Raw genomic sequence first — 20,566 nt, 5'->3', positions numbered from 1 at the left:
GCGCATTGATCGCCGCTTGATCTTCTTATCGACGATCGTTGCCGGGCCGCTGCTACCGTGCGGTTCCGAGGCGAATTGCGTTGGAGGAGTTCGTGATGTCCATCGGCTTCGGCGCGGTGTCGGCAGTGGATGTCGGTGAGTTGTGAGCATCGATCTGCCACCGGCGTTGCAGCCGATTTCCTACCTCGCGGGGTCGGCGTGGCCGAAGGGCGACGAGGACAAGATGTTCGCCCTGGCGCAGGCGTGGCAGGACGCGGCGTCGAAGATCTCGGGGGCAGCCGGGGATCTGGTGTCGGAGGTCGAGTCCGTCGAGTCCGCCATCCAGAGCGCCTACATGTCCGGTCCGGGCCGGGACTCGATGATCTCGACGTTGAAATCGCTGACCGACGACGCCGGCCACCAGTCGTTGCAGGCCGTGGCGAAGTCGATGAACGCGCTGGCGGATTCGTGCAATCAGGTCGGATGCGCGATCCAGTCCAACAAGATCCAGACCATCGTCGGTCTGGTGATGCTGATATGGGAACTGGCCACGGCTTGGATGGCGGGCCCGGCCACAGGGATCGTGGAGGCGTCCGAGATTGCCGCGACGCGGACGTGGCTCACCATGCTGCGGGATTTCGCCAAACAGGTCATCGAGGCCGCGCTGGTGGGTGCGGTGACGCAGGCGGCCGTAGATGCCGTGATTCAGGCGGTCCAGTACGCGCAGGGCCATCGGACGCACTTCGACTGGGCCGAGTTCGGCCAGGCGGCGTTCGGCGGCGCGCTGGGTGGTGTGGCCGGAGTCGCGGGTGGCAAGGCCCTGGGGGCCGGGTTCGACAAGACGCTGGGCAAGACGATCGGCAACAAGTTCGGGGACAAGGCAGCGGCGGTCGGCCACACTCTTGTGGAGGGCATCGGCGGCGGCGTGGGCGGCATGCTGGGCGGCGCCGTCGCGGCAATGCCGTTCAACGGCGGGAAGTTCGAAATCACCGGCGCCGGGCTGGCGGGCGGCATGATGGCGGCGATGATGTCCTCGGGCCTGCGCGGGTATCGGATGCACGCCGGCAGCGAGGGCGAGCGCTACCATGTGCCGCAAATCGATCCGGCGCGGGTGCCGCCGATCGAGGGCGCCAGCTCTGAGCTGAATTCGCCGAAGATCGATGCTCGCCCGTCGGGTTCGACCGTGGCGTCGCCCGCATCGGGCACCGCCGGTGCGAACGGGGAGAACACCGCGGTCGACGTCACGGGCAGTAGCTCCGGGGCCGGCCGCGCCGCCACCGGACGTGCGGGTGCCGACACCGGCAGCACCGGCACGACGGGCGGTGCCGGCGCTGCCGCCGGCCGTGCGGGAACGGCAGATAGCGACGGTACCGGCGGCCACGCCGGTGCCGACAGCGACAGCGCGGCGAACCGGGCGAGTTCCGGTGGCAGCGCGACCGAGACCGGTGGCGAACGGCACCAGGTACCGGACGGCGGTGGCACCGTCGCGCCGCCGACGGTCGCTGGTCCGGCGAGCGGGTCCCACGGTGGGGCTTCGGAGGTGAACGACGGTGGTACTCAGGGACTGCCCCCACAAGCCGAGAACCCCAAGACAGCCCCGCCAGAGACGTCGGCCGCTCCCACGGAGCGCCCGCAGACCATCCCATCGGGGCCGGTATCCCAGGCGTCGAATTCGGTCCCGGAGTCCTCGACCATGCCGCGGCCGGACGGCATCGACCGGAACGCAGCTCCCGCACCGGGCCGGCCGTCACCGAGCCCCGGCCCGAACCGAGCCGGCGACGCCGGCAACGCGCAACAGTCTCGCGGCGTCGACGCTCGCCACACCGACCAGGCACCGCCTTCCGGCCGGAAAGAGAGCGACGGCACACAGCACAAGGATGACAAGCCGCTCGATCAGCAACCCCACCTGCCGCAGCAGGATGTTCCGGTGCTGCTGCACTCCGAGGCGGAGCCGTCGCCGGGCAGCGGCCACGCCCTCGACCAGCCGACCAGGTCACGCGCGGGCGTCGGCGGCAGATCGACCGGTGGCAAGCACGCCGAAGACGAGGGCGTCGCCGAGGAGCACGCCGCGTTGCCGGACGGCGGTGAGCAGGGCCCGCCCAAGCCCGCGGCGGACAGCGACGAGCACGATTCGCCGCCGCCGAGCGATCCGGGCGGCGAGCGGGATCGCGGCATACCGTGGACCGACCCGCAGCTGTCGGAACTCGGGCCGCTCGAGGAGCGTACCCGCCAGCAGTTCCTGGATGAGCTGCCCGAGTTCACCGGCACCGCGTTCCTCGGCGACGCAGAGCACATGTCGTTGACCGCACAGGTCGACCGCGACCGGGTCCGGGTGTTCGACCGCAACAACCGGGAGGTGCAATCGTTCACCAGATCCGATCGCAACCACGTGGAGGAATTTCTCCGCGATCGCGGCATCACCCGGGTGAAGACGAAACCGGGCGAGCCTGGGCGGCTCCTTCCGCAGCATTCGGGTCACGGTGGCGCGCAGCCGCACCGGGCGGCAGACGCGAAGCCCGCGCCTGTCGTGGGTGAGCACGGCAAGTCCGACACCGCAACAGGTAAATCCGGCCGGCCGAGCGGGAGGCAGTCCGCCCATCGGGCGGCCGGGCACAGCACCGGCGGCGCCGACATCCGCCGCGGGCCCGTCCTGCATGCCAAGGAGATGCTGTTGCGGCTGCCGGTGATCGGGCACCTGTTGCGGCTGATCGCCCGGCTGATAGCCGCCGTCCCGGCCATTCGCACGGTGTATTTCGCCGGGACGGAGGTCCGGGTTCCGCCTCCCAGCGAGACCGTGGTTCACGACGAGCCGTCGCTGCCCCTGCGGCGACCGCCCGACGACAGCTGGTGGCATAAGGTCTTCCCCGAAAAGTGGCTCCTCAACAGGGAACTGGCAGAACCGTTCCGCGTCGTGGCGCACGACGGGAAGCTGTACAGCGCCCCCACCGGCAAACTCGTCAGCACCCCGCACAGCGCGGCGCAGATGTGGTCCAGCAAGCGCGGCCAGCACCTGTTCGTCGCCGACCGGTTCGGCAACCTCTACATCGCTCAGGCCATGGGCTGGGTGCGTACCCACCAGGCGTTCGACGAACTCGGGGTGTACGCCGCCGGCACCATCGAGGTGCACAACGGTGTCATCCGCACGGTCACCGACCACTCCGGGCCTTACCTACCCAGCCGCGAGCGGCTCACCGATCTGCTCGCCAACCAGCTGCGCGATGTCGAGCGGGACAAGGACTTCCGGCAGCTCGGCTACGGCGGTAAGCCGGTTACCGAGCCTGCCGGCGACTCCGAGGATGCCGCTTCCGGCCCGCGCGGCGGTGGTGACGGGGATGGTAGTGACGGCAAGGGTAGTGACGGCAAGGGCAGTGACGGCAAGGGTAGTGACGGTAAGGACAGTGCCGACAATGGCGGCGCCGACAGGGGTCGTGCCGACAAGGGGGGTGCCGACGAGGGTGGTGCTGGCGGTGCCGACGGTAAGAGTCGGCGCCAGGTGGCGGATCGTGACCTGCGCGAGGCCGGGAATGGGTCCGGGGGCGGTGTTCTCGATGAGGAGGGCGCCCGCGACGACGGCGGTGTCCGCGACGAGGAGCGCGTTCGCGACGAGGACGGTGGCGGCGGCGCCAGTGACGACGGCGCGAGTTTGCACAGTCTCGGCGACCGTGCCGGCGATGGCTCGCATGAGGCCGGCGGCGGTCGTGGGAGCGGTGTCGTCGATGAGGAGCGCGTTCACGACGGCGGCGTCCGCGACGACGACGGCGCGACCTTCCGCAGCCTCGGCGATCGTGCGGACGATGGCCCGCAGGAGACCAGGGGCGGTCGTGGGAGCGGTGTCATCGATCAGGAGCGCGTTCCCGAGGACGGTGTCCGCGACGACGCCAGCGTCGACGACGGCGCGAGTTTCTACAGTCTCGACGATCATGCGGGCGATGGCCTGCCCGCGCCCGCAGGCGGTCGTGGGAGCGGTGTCGTCGATGAGGAGCGCGTTCCCGAGGACGGTGTCCGCGACGACGACAGCATCAATGGCGCGAGCTTCTACAGCCTCGACGATGCGGGCGAGGGTGTGCCGGCGGCCGGGAATGGTCGCGGAGGCGGCGCCGTCGACCACGACAGCGTGTCGGACGACGAAAGCTTCTACAGCTTGGACGACCACGAGGGTGCCGGACCGTCCGGGGCCGCCGCAGCTCATGGCGGCGGTTCGGATTCGGTCGACAGCAAGAGCGATTCCGGCTCGGATCTGCAGACCGCACAGGCTGATTCGAAGGCCGAGACATCTCCGCGGAGCGCGCCCGCCGACGGTACCAAAGCCGATCAGCCGCGGTCGGTGCATGCCGGGCCGAAACCGAACGTCGCGAATCACGATCTCCCCGAGGACGGGCACGCCACCAATGACGACGACGCCCGGCTGCTGCGCGCGATCCAACAGCATCGAACCGCAGAGATCGTCGAGCGCTACCGCACCGACGCCCACGACCTGCTCCACCTCCACAGCGTCGAGGATTGGCAGAAGCTGTCGGACCCGGACCTCGCCGCCCGGCTGCAGCACGGCGAGGAGCACGAGGCCGTGGTGGCCGCGATCGAGATAGTCCGGCGCGGCACGAACAAGACCCTGCGCTGGACGCAGGTGATGGCGGTGCTGGCGATGCGCGACGGACCGATCAACATGGATGCCGGCGAGGGCAAGACGCTGGTGTTCCTGACCGACGCGATGCTGAAGGCCGCCCGGGGCGGGCCGATGCAGGTCTTCACCACCCGCGACTCGCTGGCCAAGGCCGCATACGACCAGTACGTGCGGGTGCTCGGCGGCTACGGTTTCGACATCGTCCGGATGAACCCGGATCGGCCGTACGACCAGCCGGCCGAGGGCAGGCCGACGATCTACGTCGGCACCCAGCACGACGCCGGCTTCGGGCGTCTGCGCGGCAATGTGGTGCCGGGCCGCACGGCCGCGATCGACGAGATCGATGAGCTCGTGCACGCGGACACGACCCTCATCCTGTCGAATGGTCCGGCCGAACACGCCGGCAAGGATGTGGTCGATGAGGTGCACCGGGCCGCCACATTCCTTGCCCAGCATGTGAAGTCGGGTGAGGTCGGCGAGGCCGATTTCGGCCGGGAGCCGCACCAGGTGGGCGGGCCCGCGCAACCGACCAGCGCCGGTTGGCGCAAGCTCGGCGAGCTGTGGCGGCAGGAATACGGGCGGGAGCTGACAGAGTTCGACCAGCGACGGCTGGCGATGGCCGCGTCGGCGCGCTGGGAGTTCCTCGAAAACGATCACTACATCGTGCACAACGGCAAGATCTTCATCATCGACCAGACCACCCACAAGGTGATGTTCGATCCGGAGACCTCCACCGAGAGCCGGTGGAACGGCGGCTTGGCGCAGGCGATCGAGGCCCGGCACGGTGTGCCGATCCGCGATGATGCGGCCGGCTCGAAGAGCCTCACGGTGCAGAAGATGTTCTCCATGAAGCACTACGACTCGATCACGGGTGCCTCCGGTACCGCCCAGGGCGTGTCGCACGAGCTGCAGCGCGACTACGGGCTATCGCCGGTGGTGACGATCCCGCGCTTCGAACCGTCGCAGCTGAAGGTCGGCGCCGATGCCATCGCGGTGAACCAGCGGGAGAAGTTCGGGACGATCGCGGAGGATATCGCCACGAAGCAGCTGACCGGGCAGCCGCAGCTGGTGATCACCAACCGGAACAGCGAAGTCGCACAACTGTCGAAGCTGTTGCAGGCCAAGGGCGTCGAACATGTGGCCGTCGACGCGAAATGGTTCCTCGACCACGGCGTCCACTCCGAGGCCGACCTGCAGCGGATCTTCGACGAGGCCGGCCGGCAAGGCAAGGTCCTGATCATCAACCGGCAGGGCGGCCGCGGCGTCGACATCCCGGTGACCGACGAGATGAGCGAGCGCGGCGGCCTGCACGTGATCGTCACCAGCCGGTCGTCGGAGTCGCGCGACATCGACATTCAGGCCGAGAACCGTGCCGCGCGCGGCGGACAAAAGGGCAGCGTCCGCTACTACCTCGCGCTCGACGACGAGCTGTATGCGCAGTCGAACCACCGCGATGTCGAGACCGCGATCATCCGTTACACCGGCGCGGTCGAGGCGCACGAAGCCGAGCGCGCCGAAACCACCTTGGCCGAGCTCCACGGGGCCGAAACCGAGCTGCGACAGTTGGTTCCGAAGCTTCAGCATTCGGGTGTCGCCCGTCCATCGGCTCGCGGGAATGCCGTAATCGGCAGCACGAATGACGAAACCGATTCCCCTGCGCCGCAGCAACAGTCGACTCCAACGAGCGGGGTCCTGTCGAAACCGCCCGGCGATACCGTCCGCGATCACGCCGCGGTGCAGTCCGATGGTGCCGTCGGCGCGCCGAACAGTGTGTCCCGTACCGGGATCGACCAGTCGCGCTCGGCCGACGCGGCTCATCCGCAGCTGTCGCAGCCCGCGGTATCGAACCGCGCACCCGAGGAACTCGGCCAGCAATCAATGCAACCGCGGCAGGCTTTCCCGGCCGACGGGTCGACATCGAAACCGCCCGGCGACACCGTCCGCGATCACGCCGCGGTGCAGTCGGATGGTGCCGTCGGCGAGCCGAACAGTGTGTCCCGTACCGGGATCGACCAGCGGCGCTCGGCCGACGCGGCTCATCCGCAGCTGTCGCAGCCCGCGCTCGAGCACTCCCTGCCCTCAGCTCCAAAGACGAACGCGCAGTGGGCAAAAGCCATCGGCCTGTCCGACCGCGGATGGGCAGGCAGGGTCAGCGGACTGTTCGGCGTTCCGGATCCACGGCTGGTCGCGTTGCGGAAGCTGCACACCGAACTGTTCGGTCCGGATGTCCGCCATGAGGTGCGGCAGCTGACCAGCCTCCGTCGCCTGTCGGACATCCGGCACTCACCGGGGATCGTCGACGGTTCGACGCCGATGACCGTGGCGCACGTCGACGATTTGGTGGCCGGGTTCTACCCCGGCCCTCACCGTGTGACCGGAGACCACCACCGCAGGCTGCTTCTCGACGTGCTCGACAAGATCGCGGAGACGGGCACGGCGATCTCCCCGGAAAGTCTGGAGAACGCCTACCAGCAGTTCCGCGACCGGCCGATCGGAAATGTGGATGGCCGCACCGTGACGGTTTCGGAGATAGGGCTGGCGGTCACCAGCCTAGCGACCCGTGGCGATATCTCCGGTGCCCGCGCGCTCCTGGACGCGCTCGAGGGAAATGGATTGCCTCGGCTGCACGCCGCCGCGGAGGCGCTCCTGGAGCGCCTGAATAAGCAGGAGTTGGTGCACGAGGTACCCCGGAAGCTGAACTTCGTCTGGTTCGGCCGCGAGCTGAGCGAGTCGGCGCTGGCGAACCTTACGGACTGGGTCGAGGCGGCCGCAGGCTCCGACTGGACCGTGCGGCTGTGGACCGACAGCCGCTACGAGCGAGTCCTCGATCAGCTGCGGAACGACCCGAAGCTCGGTCCCGTCCTCGGCGACCGGCTGTCGGTCGGGCTGGATCTCACCGATCGGGTTGCGGCGGCGGGCGGCCGCGAGTTGGTGTCCGCGTACGAATTCGCGTTGCAGACCGAAGCGTTCAACCTGGCCTCCGACATCGCGCGTACCGCGGTGTTGCACCAGCAGGGCGGGGTGTATGCCGACGTCGATATCGCGCCGGGCGCGGTCCGGCTCGCCGACATCCCGGCGATGCGCATGCACGAGGACAGTGTGCCGATTCTCGGGCCACTGATTCGCGATCACAAGACGTTGGACAAATTGCGCATCGACGGGGGTCTTCCACTGGCCGAACGAATCCAGCAGGCCGTCGCCAGGCAGTACGGTGCCGGCAAGTTCAGCAACAATTTCATCGTGGCACCGCCGAACTCGCGGTACCTGCGTGACCTGATGACCGCGATCCCGCACGAGCAGGCCGCCATGATCCAGCTGCCGATGGAACTGGTCGACCTGCTGCCCCATGCAGAGCTGGCCTCCGGCTCGATCATGGGCGATGCACAGAAACTGATTCAAGCGAGTAAGAAGGATCTCGAGACCATTGGGCGGGTGCTCCGCAGGAACATCAGGACGAAAACGCCCATCCCGCACGCCGCTGAATTCCTGGCAATCGTGGAAAAGCTGCGGGCCGACAAGATGAAAGCCGCACCGGACGCCTTCGCCCGCCTGCAGGCGCTGGCCGGCACGGACATCGGCACACTGCTGCGGCAGGAGGCTGCGTCCGTCAGCGGTCCGGCCCTGATGATGCGGGAGCCCCGGAGGCACGGCTCGCTGGCGAGCTACGCCCAGGAAGCGCTGGAATTGCCCCACCTGGAGCTGCCGGATTTCACCGTGTTGATGGATTCATCGATCATCAGCCACTTCGAGAAGCTGCAGTGGCTCACGCAGGAGAGCGCAGCGCAGCTCGACCGGCCGCACGACGAGGACAAGCAGCCGCCTCCGACCACGCAGCCTCCGGTGGCGACCGGATCCGTCAGTGCCGGCCAGAAGCCGATGCAGCCGTACAGCGAACGCATCCGGGAACTCCTCGCCCAGCTGCCGGTAAAGCTGAGCGGAACGGCGCGCACGGAATTGGAGGAAGTCGCCGGCGGCGTCCTGCATCGGTTCGACGACATCAATGAAATCGCCGAGAAGCTGGCACAGTTGGGCGATGGCGCCACGGCTCTCGCGATCGACGGCAACGGTACCCGCGGAACCGGCGCGCACGCATATCTACTGGAGGTCGTAGCCGGGGAGGTGGTGGCCGATTCGGTTTCCGGAGGTCGGAACGGATCCGCACCGCAGTTGCCGGAAGGTTCCACACCCATTCACGCAATTCTCTACTCCGCGCCGGGCGAGCGGTACATCGTCCCCGACGCGGCGGACGATCTCGCCCAGCAGAATCGGGCGACGCAGCCGGCATCGGGCGGACTGTTGCCGCCCGCCACCGCCGGGGACACCGTGCCTCAACCGGCCGCCGGACCGGCCGATCTCCCCGCCGGGCCCCAATCCTCGGACGACCCGGCCCAGGCCCTGCAGCAGCTCCATGCCGACCTGTTCGGTTCGATTCCGGCCGACGCGAGTGAGCTGACCGCGGTCCGGCGGCTGTGGGACGTCGTGGGTTCGTCGTCGGCCACCGACCGTTCGGAACCGGTGACCGCCAAGCACGTCGACGCCCTGCTGGCCGAATTCCGGGGCAGCGACGACTCGGTTGCCGTGCACCGAGATCACCGGCTGCTGCTGCTCGATGTGCTCGACCAGCTCGAAGGGAGCGGGACGTCGATCACCCGGACCGCGGTCGAGGACGCCTACCGGCTCGCGGACAGCGCCGTGCGCGTCGGGAGGATGAGATTCACTATCACGATGCTGGCGGCCCGAGGTGATGTTGCCGCCGCTGGTTCGCGCCTCGACGCGCTACGAGACCGGGGGCTGGCGCGGCTGCACGCCGAGCTGGCGGCACACCTGGAGTACCTCGCTCGGCCGGACCTGGTGCACGAAGTGCCCAGGAGACTGAACTTCTTCTGGTTCGGCGATGAGCTGAGCGAACACGCGCTGGCCAACCTGAAGGCTTGGGTGCGGCAGGCCGAAGGCTCGGACTGGACCGTCACGGTGTGGTCCGAGAGCGGCCACGACCGGGTGCACGAACAGCTGCGGCGAGACCCGGATATCAGGCCGCTCATCGACGGGAAATTGGTGCTCGGCCGCGGCCTCACCGATTTCGTGACCGAGGTCGGTGGCGAGGAATTGCGGGCCGTCTACGACCGGGCGCTGCGGATCGGGGGCTACACCCTGGCCTCGGACATCGCCCGCTATGCGGTGCTGATCGAGCAGGGTGGGGTGCATGTCGACATCGATATCGCGCCCGGCACGGTCGATCTCGGCAATCTCCCGCCGATGCGTCTGCACGAGGACGGCCTCCCGGTTCTCGCACCGCTGATCCGCGATCGCCGGTACCTCGATAAGCTGTTGACCAAGCTGAAAGTCGACCCGGGCCTCGATCGAGCCGAGCAGATGCGGCAGGTGGTCGACCAGGCGTACGAGAGGAATTGGTTCGGCAACAGTTTCATCGTCGCCCCGCCGAACTCGCGATACCTGCGCCACCTGATGATGGCGATCCCGGAGCTGCTCGCCGGGATGGACGCCGATCGGGAATTCGCGAAGCTGTACCAGGAAATCCGGCGCAAGAAGACAATTCTCGAGGCACTTTCGCACGCGATCGACGGCATACCGAAGCTGGCGAATCCGGCGGCTGGGGCCGGGGTCCGTCGGTTCATGGCACGGGTGCCCTTCGTCAGTGGCCCGATGCTGGCGATGGCGAATTCCCACATGGACGGTTCGCTGCGGAACTACGCGAAATACGCGTTCGGATTGGATTCGGCCGACAGCTTCAAGATCTTCAAGCTGATGGACCGGCGCATCGTCGACGCGTTCAAACAACTGGAATGGCTCACCGAGGAGAGTGAAGCACAGCTCGACAAGCCGCTGCCGCCGCAGTCTGCTCCACTCGAATCCGCGCCGATGGATCAGCAGCGGGAACTGCCCGATGGTTCCGGCGGTGCTGCGCCGACGAATCCGCACACCGTGCGCACGGCCGCGCTGGACGACTCGGGTGTGTTCGGAGCGACCGCGGATGAGCTGGGGCTGACCGTGCTGGAGGTGCGGAGTCGGCTCGTGCCTCCCGGCGGGCTGTTGAGATGGTACGCGCAGCGCTATCCGGACCGGGCCGACTGGTCGCTGGCGGCGGTGTACCAGGACCTGGTCGAGAACGGTGGCGAGTTCGACCCGGACACGGTCTCGAAGGCACTGCTGGAGGTCACCGCCTCCGGGGCGGGCCAGCGCGCGTTGGGATCCGGGCTCGCAACCCTGTTGCAAGCGGTGCGCGGCGGTCGAAGCGTACGGGTTACGGGCGGCGGACTCCATGGTTTCTTTGTGGAATCCAGCGGCGACGGGCGGGCGCGAGTGTGGCAGGTCCGCCCCGACCGGCCCCTGGCGCCGTCCGACTGGCTACCGCTGGGCGAACTTGCCGACCGTCTGGGTGCCGTGTTCGAGCGCTATCCGGATCACGCTCCGGAGCTGACCCCCACACCCGTTCCTTCCGACGCGGAGCAGCGGCTGTTCGGTGGGTCCGTGTTCCACAGACGGGTCAATCTCGCGCAGATCACCACATACGGCAACGACGAGGTGCGTTCGGCGGACGCGCGAATCGAGAAGCTGCGGGAACTGCTGGCCGAAAACCACGCCTGGGATGAGCTGAAGAACGACAAGGTGACCCTGGCGAACCATCTGGCGTCTGAGCGTATCGATTTCGATCCCGCCTTCGCCCCCATTCACGTGATGCTGGATCCGGCAACGAACGGAAGCGAAGGACTCCGCCGGCGCGCGGTGCGATTCGTCGATCAGGACGGGGAGCACGTCGCGCTGACCGCCGTCAGCACCGTGGGCGACGGGAATTGCTTCATGCATGCTTTTGCTCGTGCCCACGGACCGTTATCCGGCCGGGGTACCCTCCCGGAAATCCCGGCGTCGCAGGTCGACCAGAGCCGTCATGCCACGTTCATCGATCAGCCCCACGCAGATGCGCTGCGCGAGCGGCTCGCCAAGGAGTATTTGCTCGACAGGTTCCGGCTATTGGACCCGGAGCTGGACACAATCAACAAGATTATGGACAGCTTCCGTGCGCGAAACCCGTTGCTCGACACGCCGGAAAAGATCAGGACAGCGGCGCAGCAAAATCTGCTTCACGACGAGCGGGACAGGTCTGTCGGCGAATACCACCGGATGTTGCAGCCGCGCACTTTCGGTAGCGCTGCGGATTCGTACGTGGCCGATGCGGTGGCCAATATGTATCGAGTCCGGGTGGTCATCTACCAGTTCGATCGCGATATCTTCGCGGGCGACGCGGTCGACGCGGTCGAGAGTTCCACGCTTCGAAATGTTCATACTGCCGAACCCCCCAGCCCGCTGTCCGACACTCGTACCGTTTCCCTCATCCACACCCCGGATCACTGGACCGCGGTCGAAGCCGTCGCCGTCGTCGACGATGGGCTCGTATCCACGTCGGATCGGGACACGCAACAAGTTATCGATGCTGCGGTCCCCTCGTCGGACACCCCGCAGACCGGTACCGGCACGTCGAAACTCACCGACGACGCGGCGGACTTCTTCGACGTGAGCGTGTTGCAGCACACGCAGCCGGTCGAAGTGCTCGACAACCAGCAAGCGTTCGGCAGTGCCGTATGGGAGTTGCAGACCGCCGATGTGAAGGAATTCTTCGACGCGCTGACCGGAATTTTCCCGCGCGACTCCGTCGGGTCCAGGCAGCTGCTCGACCTCGCGATCGCGGAGCTCGTGGCCGACCAGGATCGCTACATCGAATTCTTCCGGCCCGCCGCCTCCGTAGGCGACGAGCAGGGCGAGTTCCAAAGTCAGCTGGCGATCCTCGAACTGGCCGGGCACCACGGGCCCGAGCTGGCGGAATGTCTGCTACGTGCCGCGGCGCGGGCGCTGGGACTGAATGTCGACATCCACGGTCCGGCCGGAATGGTCCTCGGACTCCGTTCCGGATCGTCGGGCGATCCCGTCTACACCCTGTCGCGAGAGGCCGGTGGAAGTGGCCCCTACGGGGTCGCGGTGACGACCCAGCCGCCCGCAACGATCGACGGTGCCGGCTCCGCCGGCTTCCTGTCCGGCAGGCGGATCGGCGCGTTCCCGCATACCCTGCCCGCGCACTGGGAGCCGGTGCCCAGCGCCGTGGACACGCTGTTCACCGCGCTCGCCCGCACGTTGAATTTCCCGGATTCGGGCACCTTGCGCACCGAGCTGGCGGAATATCTGCGGACCAATGCCGAAAACTATGAGGCTTGGTTCACTTCCGAGGAAATGTCATCGAGCTGGGCCGAGGAAGCGGACCGCCGACGACGATTCGATTGGCTTACGCGCAATGATCCATCGACCCTTGCTGTGATCGGGCCCGCAGGCCGGGCAGCCCGGGACTACTTCGACGGTTGGTTTCGGCGAGAATTCGACGAGCGGGTGAACCGTGCGGTGATGAGCCTGTCGAATTCTGCGACGGATTTCGGAAATGCAATCGATCCGAACGGTATCCTTACATTGCAGCGACTGCTGATACTGCTCGGCGATCGATTCGATGTGAATCTCAGGATATATGATCCGGTCGAGCAAGCTCCGTATTTCACGGACGATCCGCAACGACCGACCCTGCACCTGCGGAAGCCCGCGCCCGACCACTACGAGATCGGAGTGAACCCCGACGGCTCACTGTTCGCGTTTGTGCAGCCGATCGATCCGACCGTGCACCCGGTTCCCGGTGCCGTGCCGCGCGAACAGATTCCGCCGCCGTTCGACCGGGTGCTCGCATCCCAGCACATTCCGCTGTTGGACGGTGCGGTGCGCGGAGAGCACTACACCGGTGAGAATCGGCCGATACGGAACCTGACGACAATCGAAACCGGATTGAGCGGAACCGAGCTTCAGGAGGCATTCGGTCGCATCCGGACGATCGACACGGAAGAGTTTTATACGCCGACCCACCACATGACGCCGGAAGAACGCGAACAGCATCGGATATTCATCGGCCCCGGCGGCAGGCTGTACCAAGCGCGCGACGGTGCTCCGTTCAATGCCGGGCATTCGAGGTTCGTCATGGACGAGTACGGCAATGTGTACGCGGGCGAAACCTCGGTGGTGACCTTCCACTCCTCGTTCCTCGGGGGACGCACCGTGACCGCCGCGGGCTATCTCGTCGTGCAGAACGGATGGCTCGTGGAGATGACCGATCACAGCGGGCATTACCAACCCACGCCGCAGATGAACGACTATGCCCTCGACCTGTTACGGCGTCGGGGGCTCAGGCTCTCGAGCGGTTTCCGGCGGCTCGAATTCGACGACGGGGGCGGGGGCGCTGCCCCGGTGCGGGAGCGAGCCGGTGAACTGGACCGGCAGCGAGCCGAGGTGGAGCGTCGGCGGCGGCTGCTCGATGCGCAGGACGCGGTCCTGGCGAAACGAGAGGCCGGCCGGCAGGCGGTGGAGTGGAAGCAGGGGTTGGAGGCGGAACGCCTCGATCTCATATTGCGACGGGGGAACCTCCATAATTGGTCGACTCTGCTCGACCGCGACGTGACACGCTCCTCCCTGGAGGTCGACCTCTGGGCTCATCCGGCGCCGACCTCCGAGAACGATCGGATCGTGCCGCCGCATTTCCCGGCGGGACTGCGCGGCCACGGTGCCACGGTGGCCGTGCGGGACCGGGTCCGGCAGCTGCGGAATTGGTGGGACCAGCACGGCCGGGCATGGTGGAACGATCTGCACTTCTCCGATTTGTCGCCGGAATATCAACATCGTCTGGCAATCGACTTCCCGGCGCTCCGCAATACCGATGGCATACCCGCCGAGGTACGGGACGCGCTCAATCGCAACTATGTCGAGGCCGAGTTGCGGAAGCTGGAGGCAAAATCGTCGCCGTCGCCGCTCGAGGTGGAGCGGCGACGCATCCTGGAGGACACGCTGACCGTCCAATACGAGGCGGAGCTGGAGGCCAGGCTGGTCGCGCGGCGCGAAGGGATCGCCGTGCCGGTGTACCTACTGACGGTCGATCCGGACGCGTTCGGAGGCAGCGGCGCGCTGGCCCTGAGCTTCGGCAACATCGACACCGCGCGTTCGGTGTCCTGGCACGTTCCCGGAGCCGACGGGGCGGTGTCGTCACTGAGTGGCCACGTGGCCGCCGGCATGCAGCGCTACGCCGCTGCGAAGCGGGACGGTCTGGAACCGGCGGCGGTGCTGTGGGTCGGCTACCGGGGTCGACGCCAATTCGATGCGCTGTCCCGGTTGGTGGGTCTACCGAATCTGAAGCGCGGCCGCCATCTGAAAAATGCGCTGCTCATGTTCGACGACGCCCGCGGCTACGCGGCGATCGACGGATCCGGCCACCGCATCCAGGTGGTAGGCGACGGCCTGCCCAAGGCGATTACCGGGCGCGCCGCCGGCAAGAACAACCAACACCAGCCCGTGCCGGACGGCAGTCATCGGCATGCGGCAGCCGACCGGACGGAATCACAACAACACGGGACGCCGCAGCCGGCGGCGGTACCCGTACTGCACCCGGCGGGCGCCACCCGACGGGCCAACGACTGCGCGCTCCTTGCCCTGCGGAAATTGATCGACCTCACCGGCAGCATCGCGGTGAGCCTGCCGACCCGGGAGGTCGGCCTCACCGGGATGTCGGACGGGGAGCTGGCGCGGCTGCTCGGGGCGACTCCGCGGCGGTTCGACGACCACGAGGCGATCGCCGACCGGCTGCGGGCCATGGACCCGGGCGCCACGGCGTACGTGGTCGACAGCTACTCCGGTCCCACGGACGCCCACGGGATCGGCGCGCATGCCTATCTGCTGCGGGTCGATGAGAGTGGCAATATCCTCGTCATCGACCCGGGTGCCGGGCGTGAATACCCATTTCCGCCGGATCGGCCCAGCAACTTCGAATCCACCTACGCAATCCTCTACTCCGAGGACGGCGAGCCGGTTTCCGACTCCCGGGACGGCAGGCCGGTGGCCGACGAGATCGGCAGTCGCACACTCGATCTCGGAGTACGACGGATCGGGGCGCCGCAAGCGGAGGAGACCGGCGACGTCGTCGATCACGACGGCACCGCCCACCTCGACCGCGCGGCGGAGGATGATCAGGTACCGGCCGACGACGCTACCGGCCGCGAGCCGGACCGGTCGTCCGAACAGCACGGTCGAATCGGCAGCGCTGAAAGCCCCGGCCCGCTTCCGGCCGCAGGCGCGGCCATGCCGTCCGTCACGGAGATGGCGCTGGACCGGCTGCATCCCGGCGCGAACCCCGCCGACCTGCTGCACCAGCCGGTATCGGCCGAGTTCCGCGCTGACATCGAGCTGCCGGAGCCCGAGGAAAGGACGGCGGCGGCGACCGGCACCCTCGAGCACGTGCGCGAGGTCGCCGCCACCAGGCTGGCGGCCCATGACACCGCGATCCGCAACTCGACGTGGTGGAGCCGGCTATCGACCGAACAGCAGGACGCCGTGCGCGCGGACCATCCCTGGCACCTCGGCAATGCCGACGGCATTCCCGCAGAGGTTCGGGACCAGGCCAACCGCCGGGCCCTCGGGCTGCAGATCGCCGATCTCGACCGCCGGCGCGGGTCGCTCTCGGGGGAGGAACGTCGCCGGTACGACGCGCTGAACGAGCTGCAATTCCAGCTCGGCAAGGTCGAACGCCGAGCCCGCGGACTCCTCGGCCGTCCGCCGGTTCGCATCCTGTCCTACGACATGGACGCCTTCGACGGTAAGGGGCGTCTCGTCCTTACCCTCGGTGACCTCGACCGCGCGAACAGTGTGTCCTGGCATGTCGGCGGATACGGGGTGGCGCCGAAGACGCTGACGACGGCATGGGACGCGGTCGCGAACCACCACGATTTGACTCGAACATATCGCAATCGTGAGCTCGACTTGGTGCGGCCGGTGCGGCACGCCTCCGTGCTGTGGATCGGATACGAACACCCCGCCACTGCAGCGGAACTCGGTAGTCCGGAGTTGGCGAAGCGTGACGCGAAATATCTCACCCGAGATCTCGCGGCCTTCTCCGCCTGGGCCGAGGACGAATTCATGGAACGTCCACGAATCCACCTGTTGGCCTACAACTACGGCACCACGCTGGCCGGCTGGGCCGGCGGCGCCTACATGTTCAAACAGCTGGTGTCCACCGTCACCCTGATGGGATCGCCGGGCATGGGGCCCATGACGAACCACCGGGAGTTCGGCATCGGCCAGAACGTCTACGCCGCATCCTCGTCCTTCGATGCGGCGACCTATCGCGGCACCGGCCGGCGCGGAAATCCTCCGCTGATGCGGCTCTTCGGTCCGCAGGCCGTCGCCACCGGCACCGGAATCGACCCCTCCACCGCGAACTTCGGTGCACTGCGGCTGCACACCGGCTTGTCGTTGAGCGTGCTGGCCGAGCGGTCCGGTCGAAATCCGTATCTGGGATACGGGGTGAACGGCCCGGCCGGACCGCTGGATGCTACGGCTCGCATCGCCGCCGCACATGCTGCGTCGACTATTCCGGTCAAGGCAGCCCGCCCGAGTTCGGAGCCGAACCAACCCTTCGAGGACCCGCCCCCCTTCGAGGACGACGGGCCCCCGCTGAATGATCCCGCACATCGGCTGGGGGACATATACGCGTTCCGTCCCGAAACCACGGGACCGGACACCCGCCCAGCACAACGGAGCTTCCCGGTCCAGGGATTCATCGACCGGATCAGCTCGACGCCGCCGCGATCGGGGACCGAACTCGTCTACCACGACGGCTATCTGTCGCGGGCGGTAGTCCGCGACGATGGGCGTATCCATATCCGGCGTCGTCATCACCCGGACGAGGTCGTGTCACTGGATGAACTGGTGGCACGGCTGACCAGCCGGCGTGTCGCGGAGGTAGCTGTCGCCGAGCCGCTCCCTGCCGCTCGGCAGGCCAACGACTGTGCGCCGCTTGCGTTGCAGAAACTGCTGGAGCTTACCGATAGCCCCACAGTCCGGATGCCGGACCAGCCGGTCGGCATTACCGGTATGTCGCGGCGAGAACTCGAGGATTCCGCCGGCGCTGCTCTGCTGCAGTTCCACAGCCACGACGAGATCGCGGATCGGTTGCGAGAACTGGGCCGGGGTGCGACCGCTCTGGTGGTCAACACCTACCGCCGTGCCACGGATGCCGCCCATGGTGTCGGCGCGCACGCCTACCTGCTGCGCTTCGACGAGGACGATGAGGTCAAAGGGGGCGACGCGGTCTGGGTCATCGACCCCCGGGCCGGAGGCCTGCACCGGTTCCCGCCGATGGCCCCCAGGGACCTCGCGTCCATCCACGCAATCGTGTACTCCGCACAGGGCGAACCGATTCACGCTGGAGCCCAATCTCACGCCGCTGATTTCGATGCTCCGCGGATCGGTGACGGCTCGGAAAGCGATTCCGACGACGACTTCTACAGTTTGGACGACGAATCCGACCTGGATACCGACAGTGCCGACTTCGCGCCCGCGATTCACCCCGCCGGATTGGTAGACGACCAGGGGCCCAGGCACAACCCGACGTCCCAACAGGTCGCAGCACTACCCGGCCACCACCTGGTCCGGATCAACGCCGACGGCAATTGCGTGTTCCGGGCACTCGCATACCTGCTCGGCGACGAATCCCGGCACCGGGACGTACGGATTCGGGTCGGCCGGGAACTGAGCCAGCGCCAGCGACGCGACCACTACCGGGAGTTCTTCGTCTGGGACAGCGAGCACACCCGGGATCTGATCCGCCGGGCCGGCCTGGCCGCGGAGCTCCGGGAGCAATCGGATGTGGTAGCCGAGGACAGCCGGAACGCCGCGACCGAACTCGCGCAGCGCGTAAACGCATGGCGCCGGCTCTTGGACCCCAACGCCGACCTCGCGCGGGAATTCGCCCACCAGATCGAACAACTCCAGCGGCCGGGCATCTACTTGAACGAGGCGGCCGACCTCCTGATCCCCGTGGCCGCGGAGGTGCTGAACATGCACCTGGTCGTTGTGGAGCCGGGTGGAGCCGAATTTCATTACGGCCCGGCGCATCGCCCCGAACGCGTGCTGGTCCGCATCGACGAGGGCGGCGGCCACTACCATGTGGCCGAGCCTCTCGGTAACCGCAACACGGCTCGCCAACCGATCAGCACGATTGCGCGACTCGGCCGCGATGAACTTCGCCAGTGGCGCAACACGCAGCCCGGTCGGCCGGGCATGGTGATCGCCGATAGGCCCGGCCTCACCCTGGAAACGTTCATCTATCCGGACGGTAGGGCGTACGTACTCGAGCGTTTCCGCTCGGCCCCGGGTAGGCCGCACGAGATTTTCGGGAATGGCTATCCGCTGTCGGGGTCCGACGATATGACGGCCCGCATGGCGGAAGAAGATATCGATAGGGGCCTGCTCATTGCCCCGCCGATCGATCTCCATCGCGCAAGGTCGATCGCCGACAGATACTTCGGTCGTCTCGACAGCCAAGATTCGGGGGACGCCCTCACCGGCACCAGCCGCTGGACTCTCGCCGAGGGCGAACTGCCGTCGGGGGAGGCATACGCGGTGGAGGAATTGGTCGAGCGCGGCTGGCAGTTCGATGCGGGGACGATTTTCCATTTGCGCCAGGGGAACGCCGTCATTCCTGGGCGTTTCGAATCGTACGGGTTCGTCGTCCACGATTTCGGTATGGCGTACCCGGATATTCGGCGGCTTGCCGCCGAGCTTCGCCGGCGCGGCATCGATACCATTTATGTCGATGAGCCCGATGTCGATGAGTCCGACACCGACTCGGTCTCCATGAGCTCCGTGACGGCCACTGCCGGGAGTTCGATGATTGTCGATCCCGACAGCTGGGAGCTCGAATTGCCCGGGAGGCGATTGGACCTTAACTCTCTCCAGGACTACATCGGCTTCGATCGACACCCCGAAGGAACATGGATATCCTGGGATCCGCACCCGACCCTACAGACCTGGACGCGTTGGGCATTCGTGCAGCCGCACGGCATGATCTTCTACCCGCGATTGCACCCGGAATACAGCCTCGAACCGCTGACATTCGGCCGAATTCTGCTCAGCCACGGGTTCCGCAGAATTCATCTCGTCCCACCGGAACACACCGGGCAGTACCGGGGCCACGTCGAGATCACTCACGGCGCCCTCCGTGACGCGAGCCTTGGATTCGCTCCCACGACGGGGACGGCGATGCAATTCGGCGATCACGTAATGGCAGTGAGCGATCGCGCGATGCGCAGTCTCCCGGCCGGCACGCGGATCACCCACCTGCACGGAGGCGCCGGTGTGGGGGCCGGCGGCGCCATCTACCCGGACGCACCATCCAGGATCTCCTTCGATCCCGCAAGTCTCCTGGAGTACCTGACCGCGCATCACATCTACACGGTCACCGTCGGTGGCCACCTGGTCGAAGAGCTCGACGACATCGCCGGGGCCCTGACCGCGGCCCGGAACCGCCGGGCGGCCGCCCGAGATCCGCACCTCGATGCGGACGAGCCCGAAATCCCCATCATGTTCCTCCGCGGATGGGCCGTCGTTCACTACAACGGCATGGTGTCTTTCGGAGATCCTGACGCGCCCATCACGCTCGCGAGGCTGGCGACGGTCTTGGCTGAGGATGGGATCAATACGGTCGCGGTGGGCGAGCGAACGATCAACGTGCGCGACCTCGTTGGTGAAACGCTCCCGTCCGGCACCGTTATCGGAGCGTACGGCGGCCGCGCCACTGCCAGGACCCGCGGCATCACTATCGAACACCTGAACATCCCCTTCTGGCCCGAAGGGTTCGTGCGGTTCCTGACCGCGCTGGGCATCGACGCGGTCATCGTCACCCCGCCTTTTGAAGATCTGGCGCCGCCGTATCCGGGAGAGCACACACCACCGCCCTATCCGCCGCCACCCTATTACCCGCCGCCGCCCTATCCGTCGCCGCCGCCCTATCCGTCGCCGCCGCCCTATCCGCCGTCGCCCGATGCCGGAGGTGGGCGGGGTGATGAACCGCCGAGCCCACGGTGAACGCGATTCCCG

The 20,566-nt window shown here is 67.3% G+C and carries 1 protein-coding gene; it reads left to right on the top strand.

All coding sequences use genetic code 11. The features are described 5' to 3' along the window. The first annotated feature begins 142 nt into the window (after positions 1–142). Entirely contained in the window at positions 143–20,554 is a 20,412-nt protein-coding gene (locus KO481_RS27240) for an IQM protein middle domain-containing protein (protein ID WP_215921168.1), read from the top strand. Positions 20,555–20,566 lie beyond the last annotated feature (12 nt).

It is taken from the genome of Nocardia albiluteola (assembly GCF_018860155.1).
GTDB classification, from domain to species: domain Bacteria; phylum Actinomycetota; class Actinomycetes; order Mycobacteriales; family Mycobacteriaceae; genus Nocardia; species Nocardia albiluteola.
The sequence above is the reverse complement of the archived record's forward strand: the minus strand, read 5'-3'. Positions and strand labels throughout refer to the sequence as shown.